Below are 13,084 nucleotides of genomic sequence, written 5' to 3'. Positions count from 1 at the left end.
AGTCCATTAGGGGCGAGGGCCGCGTTGTGTAGCCGTATAGAGCTTGGCATTGATAATCGCAGGCATCTGAAGCTTGTTGTGTGGTGAGGGTAGCCATCCCCACACAGCGGGCGCAAATGGAATGGTCGCTCGCCCAGGTGGCTGAAAGTAGTACCCCAACGGTATGCGTGTGTTAAGTTCTTTGATAGAGCCAAGACCCTTCCACTTTGACTGGATGGAATGACTTACCACGCCGCTGCGGCGCATGAGTTCAGGGTCGAATGGGATCCACCCACATCCATTGAGATAAAACTCGCCCCAGACAATGAAAACGACTCGATCTTTGATGCCGGTTTTTTTTTCAACGCCTATGACTGGTCTTGCAGGAATGCCTGCTGCACGAAGTGTAGCGATACAGAGGCAGACAAGGTCTGGGGCAGTGCCCAGGCCCTGGTGTTCAGTCATCGAGACGGCACCTTTGACATTGATGCCAATGATGCTGTCGACACTTCGCCCATCCGCAGCCACGCCGCGCAAGGTTGTGCTGCCGCTTACTTGTGAATGTTTGAGGCAGTAGTGCAGTAGACGTTTGACGACCAAGTATGGAGCGGTGAGGCGAAGTTCATTTCCCATCACTTCTGTTACCGCGTCTTGGAAGATTTGGCGGTCAGACTCAATATACAGCTGCGGCTTGAGTCCCTCGATTACATCAGTGGGATACTTCTTTGGCCAGGTCAGTGTGTAAAGTTCTGCGTCATCGACATAAGTCGAGTAGGTATCAACATCTATTGAAAACTTCCAAGTCAAGTTCGTTGTATCGGCTTGGGGAATCGATAGTTCGAGTAGGTCATCACCATAAAGGTAGTTGGGGGTGACTTTGGTCAGTTGATTTATCTGACGCTGAGCACGGCCCCCAATATTCAATGTGGTTGTCAGTGTCTCGGTCAAGATTTGGCTGGTGGGTGCTTTTGTCAACAATGGCATCAGTATGAGGGCATTGGTCAGCGTGATATTGTTGAATTGGTTAGCGATTATGAAGTTTATCTCTCTTCTCTGCAGTCTCAGTGCCGCCGTATCGTAGAGGGCATTGAGTTGGACACTGAAGTCGAGATGTAGTGTTCGTCGATTCTCAAGTATCAGAGGCACCCGAGGTACAGGTATTGGGATGATCTCTTCAGCCGGAGTGGGTGCGGCAGTCGCAGGGGCCGTCTGATTTGGTTGAGCGCTGTTGTGAATCGCCAATTCAACAACAGCTCCGCTAGAAGCGGAGCTGTTGATCATTGTTGTGATAAAGAGAGCCAGTAGTGACAAAGTAAAAGAGGGCGTTCGTCGCATGGGCTCATAATCCTATCTAGCTTGGTCAAACGATTAGCTAGAAGTACATCATAGGCCGGCCATCACCGGATGGACGTTTTCCTTGCGACTGAAGTCTACTTCATCGGTTCGTTACTGGAATCACTCTCCTGTGGAGTACTGGAAATTGCCGTTGACTCATTTGCAGCAAATTCCACTTCAGTGGTTGTACCCATGCTGGTCATTGGCTCGGCCATTGGTGCTAAGAAAATCTCAACACGGCGATTTGCCTGTGTACCACCAACTTCATTGGCAATCAACGGTCGATTTTCGCCAAACCCGGCAACCATGACGTTCTGTGGGCTGACGCCACCTTCTACCAAGATGTCACGTACTGAGATTGCTCGATGTACAGACAGATGGGTGTTTGTCTTGTGGTTATTCCGTGACGCACTAATCGGCACATCGTCAGTATGACCTACGACCGTGACCTCTAGTTGTTGTCCACCATCAGTAGAAAGAATATGCGCTATTTCTATCAGCGTTGTTCTTGCTTCTTCAGTGAGCGCTGTTTTGCCAGGTGAAAACGTGACATCACTCTTGAGTCTGAGCATGTCTAGCTGTGGATCAAACAGAATGAGATCAGGATATTGCCGTGAAAGGGCTTCAAGTGCCACGCTCACATCTGCTGGCAGCTTCCCAAACTCAAGCTGGCTAATACGTGCCAGGGCCTGGTCTGTACTCACAGCGTGTTCGTTGACCGTTGACTGGAGCGACTCGATTTGTTGACCAGATTGATCAAGCTCATCAAGCGCTAGAGCCAATTGTCGACGCAGCGTCTCTGCGTTGGCTCGAGAAACATCACGTTCCTCGTCTGACGCGACAAGTTGCTCCTGCGTCGAGCGGTAAGATTTGAGCAGCTGATCGTACTTGTCCTGTTGGACACAGCCGCTGGAAGCGAATAGAAAACCACTTCCAATTGTTCCGGTTAATGCGATGATGAATGTATGGCGCATAGCTCAGCCCTTTCTGTTCATCCTTGGGTCGATAAAAGCGAGCACAATTTCTTCTGCCCCTAGTGTAACGGCCTGTCAGAGATATGCTACATGCTATCTCAATTGATCTCTGAATATCATCAGGAGTGATGGAATGCGACGACTCATTACCGCAGCCGCAGTGGCAGATGCCAGTGGCATTTTGGCATCACCCGGAGGCGTACTGATCGACGGGCACCGTGTGTTGGGAGTGGGCCCAATCAGTGACTTTGAGAGTCTTGAGGGTCTTGAGCGAGAGGATTTCGGTTCAAGCTTATTGATGCCTGGGCTTGTCAACTTGCACACCCATCTGGATTTGTCGCATATTGGGCCAGTGCCCTTTAACGGGGACTTTGTCTCTTGGGTGGATCTCGTTCGGGATCAACGTGTTGAAGATGAGTCTTCTTTGGCGGCTTCAGTTGATCTAGGCGTGAGCTACGCATTTGCCGGCGGCACTGTTGCCGTTGGCGATATTGCCGGTTTGGGCAGGGCAGTGGCGGCTCAGCAGTTACTCAATAGTGGCTTGCTGGGGGTGAGCTATATGGAGGTTTTTGGGCATGGATCTTATGCCCAGGCAGCCGTGGATATGCTGTCTACTCGCATCAACGCCTCGGCCGCTGCTGCAACGGTGACCAATTCGAATGTCTCAGACAGTGATTCGAGAGAACCTGGCGGCGCTGGTATGAAGTTGGGTGCTCAGCCACATGCTCCTTACTCCTGTGGGCTGTCAGTTTATGAAGCGGCCGCCCAGCTTCGGGTACCGATGGCTACGCATCTGTCCGAGACGCGCGCCGAATTCGACTTTGTGGCGCGGGCCCAGGGGCCATTTGCTGAACTCCTGCATCGGTTGGGGAAGTGGGATCAATCGATCGAGCCCCAAAATTGCCATCCCGTCGAGTCTCTTTCATCGGTCTTGTCCTGGGCGCCCTGTGTGGTTGCGCATGTCAACTATCTCGATCAGCATGCCTGTGACTTGTTAGCCCGTTGGCCTGTCACGGTTGCTTATTGTCCGCGGGCCAGTGCTTATTTTGGACATCCTGATGGCCAGCCGGAGAATCACCCATATCGCGAATTAGTAGAGCGTGGTATTCGTGTTGGGTTAGGCACAGACAGCCTGCTTTGTCTTGATACGCCCAATCGGATTAGCATTCTGGATGAAATGCGTTTCCTTTGGAGGCGTGATGGGATTGACCCAGTTCGGCTTCTCCAGATGGCAACCGTCAACGGTGCTGTGGGATTGCACCTTGATCCTTCACTGGTCCTCTTAAATAAGGGGCCTGTGGCCGGGTTGATTGCGATTCCTGGTGTCAAGCATATTGGGCATGAAGCTTTACAGGATGTGTTGGCTGGTGATGAACAACCAGTCTGGGTCTTACCGCCCCAAAATGCTGACATCGATGGGAGCTTGCGTCTTGGCAGTTAGTGAGATCGACTGTTCAGTCGATGCCATCAGGTTGGGGCGGAATTTGTTAGGACAACGTCTTGTCCGAATTGTCGACGGGGTACGCCGATCCGGCCTCATTGTTGAGACCGAAGCGTATGTGGGCGTTCAAGATCGAGCGAGTCATGCATACGGTGGGCGTCGAACGGCCCGTAATGAATCAATGTACCTGTCAGGTGGTCATGTCTACGTGTACTTCACATACGGGATGCATCACTGTGTCAATGTGGTTTGTGGTGGCCCAGATGAACCAGCAGCGGTGCTCATTCGTGCTCTCGAGCCAGAGGAGGGGATTACGGAGATGGCACGATCCCGGGGAAGGAAATTTGACCTGATTCAGGAGGGGCTCGAGACGCCAGGAAGGCCTAAAAATGTGTCAAAATTGCTGCTGGAGCTGTGTAATGGGCCTGGAAAGTTGTCTCAGGCCCTAAAAATTGATCGGACGTTGGATGGCTTGTTGTTAACAAACCCGCAAAAAGGAAGGAGGCGCGCGGGTGATTTCAGTCCTATACTCTTTATAGAGAAAGTGAGACAACGAGCTTTGCCTGGGCATCTAATTGCTGCCAGTGCCCGTGTCGGTCTGGGACAGGTAGGTTCATGGAAGAAGAGGAAACTTCGTTTTTCGATCATTGGCAACCCAAACGTTTCTGTGACTGTGAATCGCTAGTTCAGCCCACAAATCACTTTGTTGAACGTTTTTAGGGGAATACTTGCCCGACAGCCGATAGGATTGTCGGAATGAATCGGAGGCGACTCTAGCAATATGCCACAACAGGAAGCTTACATTGACTGGGAAATGGTAATGCGACGAGCTGGTCCCTATCCCCTTGAAGCGTTTGACTTCATTCGTGAAGGTCTTCACTTCACCACACTTCGAATTCATAAAGACTATGAACACTTGCCAGAGCTGGAACGCCATGTCAGTGGGCAGCAGCTGTGCTTAGGCCTTCGTGACTTTGCGATACGTAAGTATGGGCTGATGGCACGAGCAGTTATGGATCACTGGAAGATTGAGCGGACCGATGACTTCGGTCGGATCGTATTTGCCATGATCGATGCGGGACTGATGAGCCATACTGATGAAGATGACTTTGAAGATTTTCGCAGTGTCTATGACTTTGATGAGGCATTTAGCCGCGACGCCCTGCTTGATCGGATTAGTGCCGGTTGATGCTCTGTACCGGGGTCTCTGGGCAGTTTCAATATCAAAATGAGTGTGTAGCGTCTCTCTCTGGGTGCCGCAATTGGTGTGCATCAGGCTTGATTAAGAGATCGCCTTATTGCCGCCAGCGGCAGTGCCCATTAGGCTCTTGGCCATGACTGACCTGCCGACGCCTCCTGGGGCTGATCCTGAACAACCTCAATCAGAAGTTGGCATCGGCTCTAATGACGCTGAGAATGCGCCGCTCCTTGAACCAGTGGCGATGTTGCATCTCTGGCAGATTCAACCAATCAGAGATCTGCTTTGGTTGGCTTTAATCATCATTGCAATCTGGGTCGGCTATGAAATGCGGAGCGTGACCGTTCCGTTATTAGTTGCCTTGTTACTTGCTTACCTCTTTGAGCCCCTCATTCGCTGGGCAGCTCGAACGGCCTGGATTCCTTTGAATCGTATTGCCGCGATTACGGTGCTACTGGTCATTAGCATCATTATTTTTCTCGTCGCCATGTTTCTGGTGATTCCGTTGTTATTAGGGCAAACGTTGTCGTTTATCAGTGCGATTGAAAGCGGAACGATCCATGATCGATTGTCGCGGCTCGTGCAAGAGTATGCCCCAGAGGGACTCGAGCCAGAATTTCAGGATGTCGTTGATTACTTGCCGACCAAACGCGATCCGGACAAACGTGGTCTGGTTGATGACAAAGGCAATCAAGAAAGTAGTACTGCAACCCAGACAAGTTCATTAGCAAGCCAGTCTTCGGATAACTCGGATCAAGATCGCAAGAAAACAGAAGCTACCAAGCAAGCTACAACGGCCACTGGGCTGACTGATAGCACCAGTGTTCAGGAGATGGACCGCCAGCAACTTAATGCCTTGATTGATCTTCATATTCGAGACGCCTCCATTTCAAACAATGTGACGACTCAGGTTGAGAACCAGGGGCCATGGGCTTGGGTGACCTGGGTTCAAACAACCGGCGAGGCACTTGGGAGCGTGCTTCGAATTGTTATCTGGATCGGGTTTCTGTTGGTGTTGATTCCTTTTTACTTCTTTTTCTTCAGTATGTGGTATCCAAGCGTGACGCGATTCTTTACGGAGCTTATTCCGATTAGTCGACGAGATCACACCATGGATCTTGTTCACAAGATGGATCTTGCTGTTGCCAGCTTTGTGCGTATTCGCCTGATCATCGCCCTGATCATTGGTATTTTGCTGGCGATTGGTTGGATGATGTGCGGTGTGCCGTACGCCATCGTGCTCGGACTCGCAATTGGTCTCATTTGGGTTGTTCCTTATCTTGGGGTTGTTGGCTTACCAATTGCGATCGCTCTACTCTTTGTAGATCAAGTGGGTCTGGATGAAGCGCAGCGAATGCAGTGGTGGCAAATCGTGCTCTGGCCAAGTGTGGTCTGGTGTATTGTTGCCACACTTGAAGCATGGATTCTCACACCATGGTTAGGTAGCCGAGCAACCAAGCTTGATCCAGTCACAATCTTTGTGGCGGTATTAGCAGGTGGATCAGTATTAGGTGTTTATGGAATGCTTTTGGCGATTCCAGTGGCGGCCTGCCTCAAGATCATTATTGCTGACGTCTTTCTGCCAAGAGTGCGGGCTTGGGCAAGAGGGGATCTTACCGATCCACTGCCACTGGAGCATCCACGCGATCGTGGCAAGAAGGTGTGACTACCGTTTTTTCTTGCGTTGTTTAAAACCACGCTTGCGGCTTGACGTCTTTGTGGACGCACGACCACCCATTCCGGGAAGGCCCTGAAGGCCGGGCATCATGCCCGCATCTGACTGACTGAGATCTTTCATGGCTTGCGCTCTAGCGCCTGCGCCCATTCCAGACATCTGTTTGGTCATATTTTGAATCATGTCGAATTGCTTGGTGAGTTTGTTGACCTCGCCAATACTCGTGCCGGAGCCTCGGCTGATTCTCTTGATTCGAGACTTGTTAAGAGTCTTGATATCTTCTCGCTCTGGCTTCGTCATGGAATGGACGATGCCCTCAATGCGATCTAATTGATCATCATCAACCTGGATATTCTTTAACGCCGAGCCCACGCCTGGCAGCATGCCAAGAAGTTGTTTCATTGGCCCCATCCGCCTAATGCTGCGGATCTGCTTCAGGAAATCATCCATTGTTAAGCGGCCCTTCGCCATCTTGGCGGCGAGCGCTTCGGCTTCTTCCTCATCAACATTATCCTGGGCCTTTTCGACGAGTGAGACGACATCACCCATCCCCAAGATGCGGCCAGCGATGCGTTCAGGATGAAACTCCTCTAGTGCATCTGATTTTTCACCGACGCCAATAAATTTAATCGGTGCGCCAGTGACTTGTTTCACGGACAGTGCCGCGCCACCGCGGGTGTCTGAGTCGAACTTGGTCAGAATGACACCGTCGACAGAAAGTTTTTCGTTGAAGCTGCGAGCAGAGTTCACAGCATCCTGGCCAGCCATGGCATCAACAATCAGAAAAATCTGATGTGGCTTGACGGTGCGCTGGATGCTGCCAAGCTCAGACATGAGGTCGTCATTGACGTGTAGGCGACCAGCTGTATCAAGAATCACCACATCTATTTTATCTCGTGTTGCTTGGGCGACGGCTCGCCGGCAGACATCAACAGCAACGCCAACCGCCTTGCCATATTCGTCGCACTTATCTGGCTCCGCATAGAACTCAATTTTTGCTTGCCCGGGTGAATTCTCTTGCACCGAATCTGTGACCACACGGAGCTGCTCAACTGCCGCGGGGCGTTGTAGATCTGCAGCAGTGACCAACACGCTCTGTCCTCGCTTCTTGAGATAAGCAGCGAGTTTGCCGCAAGTCGTTGTCTTGCCTGAACCCTGAAGACCGCAGAGCATGATGATGGTGGGTGGGGGGTCAACCAGCAGAAGATGACTGTCGATTGGCCCCATCAGCTCAATCAGACGCTGATTGACGATGCCAATCATCTCTTGGCCAGGTTTGAGGCTCTTTGTGACGTCGAGCCCACTCGCCTCTAAGAGGACCTCGTCACAAAATGCCTGAACGACATCAACATGGACATCGGCTTCAAGGAGCGCCGTACGTACATCGTCCATCGCTTCACGCACGTTGGATTCGGAAATCCGCCCGCGGCCAGAGATCTTACGAAAGGCGCCGTTAATTCGGTCTGAAAGTGAGTCGAACATAGGTTTCCATGTCAGGGGTGTCTCTTTGATGATCACCTGAGAGGCGAGATGATATCACTTCAGACGCTGGCTGCGGATTCAGTGGAATCGGATTGCATATGGTGGGCAATCAGGTCCGGTTTGAACCCCTTGAGGCGTTCACGCATGATGGCGATGGCGTCTGGATTCTGATCAATGAGATCGAATTGGCGATCGAGCTGCCCGGCTGCCTGGCCAGTCGTACCACTGCCAGCAAAGAAGTCTAGGACACGGTCTCCCCTTTGCGTATGCACTTGAATGAACCGATTGAGGACACCCAGAGGCTTCTGGGTTGGATAGCCAGTGCGTTCTTTTCCATTGGTCGGCACAATCGTATGCCACCAGACATCTGTGGGCGTCTTCCCGCGTTGAGCCTTTTCTTGGCCAACCAGCCCTGGAGCCATGTAAGGAATACGATCAACCGCCTCAAGATCGAAGACATAATCTTTGGGGTTGCGGGCATACCAGAGGATCGTGTCGTGCTTGGCTGGCCAGCGATTCTTAGAGCGGCCGCCGAAGTCATAGGCCCAAATGATTTCGTTCATGAAATGGGTTTGCCCCATGAGCTGGTCAAGTGCGACCTTCACATAGTGACTTTGATTCTGATCGAGGTGCACAAGCAGTGAACCATCACGGGTCAGTAGTGGCAGTGCCGCTTCAATTCGAGGCATGAGGAAACCAAGATAGTCCTCAAATTGATCGGCATATCCATGTGTCCGCATGGTCTCTGTCCGATATCGATTTCCACCGAATCCAATTCGATCGCCTTCACTATCACGCTGTGCCTTCATTCGCAGTCCATGACGATGGATGCCCGTATTAAAAGGAGGGTCAATGTAGATCAGGCGAATCGATTCAGGAGTGAGCTCTGGGAGTACCCTGAGATTGTCACCGTGGTGAATTTGATTAGGTTTCATGGTGTTGTTCGGTTGGTCTGTGGTCATTGCTGTTAGCGCCCTGCCGCAATCCATTTGAGTAGTCTTGCGTTGGTCCAAGTATTGATACATCGATCTGCTGTGACCCAGCCGCGCTGAGCAGTCATAATTCCAAAGCGAAGCAGATCGAATTGTTCAGCTGCATGGGCATCGGTGTTAATGCTTATCATACAGCCCGCCTCCATGGCTAATCTCGCATGTATATCTCGAAGGTCAAGCCGCATGGGATTGGCGTTGATTTCAAGAGCCGTGTTTCCCTCAACAGCAGCTGCGGCGACAGCGGCCATGTCTGGCTCAAGCCCCGCGCGGCGGTTAATGATTCGGGCTGTGGGATGGCCGAGAATATTGACCAGTGGGTGGGATACCGCTCTTATCAAACGCTTTGTTGCTGCCTTTGGTTCTTGTTTGACAGGCATATGTGGTGAGGCAACAACAATGTCGAGTAGGGCGAGGGTGTCATCATCGTAATCAAGATTTCCCTCGGCATGGATGTCCACTTCTGATCCTGCAAGCAGTGTGATGCCTTTGATCTTTTCATTGGCTTCATGAATTGCCTCGATATGTGTCTTGAGACGATCGACATCCAGACCATTGGCCTGGAAGCTAGAACGGGAGTGATCTGTAATGGCGAGAACCTTGAGGCCTCGCTTTTTTGCAGCCTTCGCCATTTCTTCGATCGATAGCTTTCCATCAGAGGCAATGGTATGGCTATGGAGATCGGCCCGAATATTGTCGAGCTCAATCAACTTGGGAAGTTCTTCGATGAACTCGCCACGATCTTCTCGAAGTTGAGGTGGAATCCAAGGAAGATCGAGTGCTTGGTAGATCGCCTCTTCGCTTGCAGCAGCGATTTGTTTAGGCGCCTTGTCATCAGTCTCCTCAAAGAGGCCGTATTCGCTCAGTCGCTGTCCGCGATCAATGGCCCGTTGCCGCATTACGACGTTGTGTTCCTTCGAGCCAGTAAAGTGGAGGAGCGCAGCGCCGTAGAGATGCTTTTCAAACATGCGCAAATCTATCTGGAGCCCATTGCTCTTGCGAATAGAACACTTGGTTTGTCCCTTGGCTTGGACTTTTGCAATATCAGGTAAGTCGGTAAAGCGATCAGCAAGTAGCTCAGGTTTTGAAGTCGTGGCAATAATATCGACGTCACCAATCGTGTCGCGCCCTCTTCGCAGAGAACCAGCATAGGTCATCTCTTCAACCCCGGGCGTGCTTGCCAGCGTTGCCACTATTAGCTCTGCTTCTTTTAATCCTTGGTCCAACCGGTAGCGTGTGCTTGCAGTTGCAACAAAGTCGAGCGACTGTCGAATATTTTCAACTGTCTTCTTACCCATGCGCGGTAGCGTTTCCAGCACGCCGCTGTCAATCGCTTTGCGCAGTGATTCAAGATCTGTGACGTCTGCCTCTTTCCAAAGCGTCGCGACCGTCTTCGGCCCTAAGCCAGGTACAAGAAGAACCTGCTTCAAGCCAGCTGGCACTTTGGCACGAAGTGCATCGAGTTCTGATATCTGACTCTCTTCCAGATATTCGATGATACGTCCGGCACTGCCGCTACCAATACCATCGATCGCGGTGATCTGTTTTGGATCGCTGTCCATTTCTGCGATGTCGCAGGGCAATTCTTCAAGTGTACGCGCCACTCTGCGCGTGGCATTCACACGAAAGGCATTGGCGCCTGTGAGCTCGAGCAGGTCGGCCATCTCTTCAAACAGCGTGGCAATCTCTTGGTTCTTTGACATGACCAACGAGTTTAACTTCTCCGGATGCTTGTCGCCGAAGATCGTAAAGATGCCTGTTAGGCGACGTCACCAAGGCCCAAGGCTGAACCATGGGCCTTCAGAAGGCGTCTTTTGAGCAGGCGATGGCTTGGATCTGTCAGGCGTGAGTCCTGTTCGACGAGCTCAGCGGCATCCCGCCTTGCCAGCTGCAGCAACTCGGTATCAGCGGGTAGCTGAGCGATGCGGAAGGGCGCCAAGCCACTTTGCTTAGCGCCGAAGAGCTCGCCTGGGCCACGGATGTCCAGGTCACGCTGCGCGATCACAAATCCATCGGCAGTTTCCACTAAAGCATTGATGCGAGATATGGCTTCAGATGTGGTGGCTTGCGAGATCAAAACACAGTGTCCCTGCTGATCAGAGCGTCCCACGCGTCCTCTTAATTGGTGAAGCTGAGCGAGCCCAAAACGTTCAGCGTGTTCAATGATCATCATGGTTGCGTTGGGTACATCAACACCGACCTCGATCACTGTTGTGGCAACAAGGACATCGATGTCGCCTTGGCGAAATTCTTGCATCAGTACATCGCGATCAATTGAACTGAGCCTTCCATGCATTGCTTCCACACGACGGCCTGCGAGAGGCCCATCGCGAAGTGCAGCACAATGACTGGCAACATCTTTCAGGCCAGTGTTGGATTCATCAATGACAGGAACGACCACATAGGCTTGTCTGCCCTGAGAAACATGTTCAGCGACGCGGGTGTAAACCCGAGAGGCAGCTTCTGGTGGTACGGCGAGTGTTTGAACAGGTTGCCGCCCTGGAGGCATGCCGCGAATGGTTGAAACATCGAGGTCACCAAAAATAGTAAGTGACAAAGTTCGAGGAATGGGTGTTGCCGTCATGACAAGGCAGTGTGGCACTAAATCAGAATCAGCACCTTTGCTTCGAAGTGAAGCACGTTGATGGACACCGAAACGATGTTGCTCATCTGTCACCACCACGGCTAAGGATCGAAAAGCAACATCATCGGTCAGGACGGCATGTGTCCCCACCACAATATCAACCTCGCCAGACTCAATAGCGTTCAAAATGTGGTTTCGATCTCGTGTTGTGAGTGAGCTGGTGAGCAGTTCAACGCGGACTTTTGAGTCTGCGAGCCAGCTCTTAAGAAGACTCTTATGCTGTTCAGCCAGTAGCTCTGTGGGTGCCATCAAAACGGCTTGATGACCGTTGGCAACAGCGAGCAATAGTGCGTATAAAGCGATGACGGTTTTGCCTGAACCCACATCACCCTGAACCAATCGGTTCATTGGTACTGATTGGCCGCAGTCACTTGAGAGTTGTTCGATGACTTCGTTTTGACTTTCAGTGAGCTTGAATGGAAATCTTGCCAGGATGTGCTCATGAATAGCTTCAGAGCGGCCCAAGTTAATGGCCCGAAGTGTTTGCTGGCGATGATGTCGTTTAAGAAAAACGCCAAGTTGAAGCAGTAGAAACTCATCATAGATCAGGCGCCGACGTCCCTCGTCAACCTCGAGTTGATCTTTGGGTTGATGGACCATCCGATAGGCATCGGCGAGTGGAGGCATCGATCGCTGCTTGCGGAATGTGTCGGGGAGATGATCTTCAATACGCTCAATTGCACAACTGAGAATTGATCCCGTGATTTCGGCAATAGCACTCGACTTGAGACGCTCCGAAGCAGGGTACACCGGGCGCATGATGCTCTGGGTTGCATGTTCTGGCGCTGTTTCTTGTTCAGCCGTCAATGGAGATTCTTGGTCTTCGCTGTCCTGATCAAGAATACGCAGGCGAGGATTAATGATCGTGAGTGTCTCTTTTTGGTATTTAGGACGCCCAGTGACCTCAATGCGCATGGCAGGATGAAGGCGACGATGTATCCAGGGCGTGTTAAACCAAACCGCCACCATGCTGCCATCACCATCAGATATTTCGACTTCGACTCGTTTGCGGCGGCCAAACCGAAGCTGGACTTGGTCGATTTCGCCCGTCGTTGTCAAGATACCTGGTGCCTCACCCCCTGACTGCTCAACAATCTGACTGACCTGGGCAATCGTGCAGGGCTCATAGACATCTTCATATCTCAGTGGCATATGAAGCAATAGGTCAGCGACGCAGCGTAGGCCCAGCAGGCGCAGCTCAGTGGCCTGTTTTTCAGTGACCCCTGGAATTGACTCAACACTCGTGATCAGCTCAATAGTGGGGGTGCTGGAGCTTGTCTGTTGTGGGTTTATGGACATATTGTTCTCTACGACGAATTCAGATCTCATAACGATATCATGCGCGCGTGCGTAAACCCCGGCGTCCA

General features: G+C 51.6%; 10 protein-coding genes. 4 read left to right on the top strand and 6 right to left on the bottom strand.

The window, feature by feature from the left end; all coding sequences use genetic code 11:
* Positions 1-6: 6 nt before the first annotated feature.
* Together P8J86_13110 and P8J86_13105 are read right to left on the bottom strand one after the other, a co-directional pair.
* Entirely contained in the window at positions 7-1,314 is a 1,308-nt protein-coding gene (locus P8J86_13110) for a transglutaminase-like domain-containing protein (protein ID MDG2055630.1), read from the bottom strand.
* A gap of 95 nt (positions 1,315-1,409) precedes the next feature.
* Positions 1,410-2,288: an OmpA family protein gene (locus P8J86_13105; protein ID MDG2055629.1), complete on the bottom strand. Its 879-nt coding sequence runs from the start codon at positions 2,286-2,288 to the stop codon at positions 1,410-1,412.
* Positions 2,289-2,421: 133 nt separating this feature from the next.
* Here P8J86_13105 and P8J86_13100 point away from each other — a divergent pair, with 133 nt between their 5' ends.
* The 4 genes from P8J86_13100 (at position 2,422) to P8J86_13085 (ending at position 6,593) form a co-directional block, all read left to right on the top strand.
* Positions 2,422-3,729, top strand: a complete 1,308-nt coding sequence (locus P8J86_13100) for an amidohydrolase family protein (GenBank protein MDG2055628.1) — start codon at positions 2,422-2,424, stop codon at positions 3,727-3,729.
* Entirely contained in the window at positions 3,719-4,414 is a 696-nt protein-coding gene (locus tag P8J86_13095) for a DNA-3-methyladenine glycosylase (protein MDG2055627.1), read from the top strand. Before P8J86_13100 ends, P8J86_13095 begins: the two co-directional genes overlap by 11 nt.
* Before the next feature lie 96 nt (positions 4,415-4,510).
* The gene (locus P8J86_13090) at positions 4,511-4,918 is read left to right on the top strand and encodes a hypothetical protein (GenBank protein ID MDG2055626.1); all 408 of its coding nucleotides are present in this window, start codon (positions 4,511-4,513) and stop codon (positions 4,916-4,918) included.
* Between the two features lie 145 nt (positions 4,919-5,063).
* Complete coding sequence (locus P8J86_13085) at positions 5,064-6,593, top strand: AI-2E family transporter (protein ID MDG2055625.1); 1,530 nt, start codon at positions 5,064-5,066, stop codon at positions 6,591-6,593.
* Here the strand turns inward: P8J86_13085 and ffh are convergent, their stop codons facing one another.
* The 4 genes from ffh to recG are packed head-to-tail and all read right to left on the bottom strand — an operon-like array spanning position 6,594 to position 13,016.
* Positions 6,594-8,084 (bottom strand): signal recognition particle protein, encoded by a 1,491-nt coding sequence (gene ffh / locus P8J86_13080; GenBank protein ID MDG2055624.1) that lies wholly within the window; start codon positions 8,082-8,084, stop codon positions 6,594-6,596.
* A 59-nt stretch (positions 8,085-8,143) separates the two neighbouring features.
* The gene (locus P8J86_13075) at positions 8,144-9,046 is read right to left on the bottom strand and encodes a DNA methyltransferase (protein ID MDG2055623.1); all 903 of its coding nucleotides are present in this window, start codon (positions 9,044-9,046) and stop codon (positions 8,144-8,146) included.
* Positions 9,047-9,051: 5 nt separating this feature from the next.
* Entirely contained in the window at positions 9,052-10,776 is a 1,725-nt protein-coding gene (polX, locus tag P8J86_13070; protein MDG2055622.1) for a DNA polymerase/3'-5' exonuclease PolX, read from the bottom strand.
* Positions 10,777-10,832: 56 nt separating this feature from the next.
* Entirely contained in the window at positions 10,833-13,016 is a 2,184-nt protein-coding gene (recG, locus tag P8J86_13065) for an ATP-dependent DNA helicase RecG (GenBank protein MDG2055621.1), read from the bottom strand.
* Positions 13,017-13,084: the final 68 nt, after the last annotated feature.

The organism is Phycisphaerales bacterium, assembly GCA_029268515.1.
GTDB lineage: Bacteria > Planctomycetota > Phycisphaerae > Phycisphaerales > SM1A02 > JAQWNP01.
The sequence above is the reverse complement of the archived record's forward strand: the minus strand, read 5'-3'. Positions and strand labels throughout refer to the sequence as shown.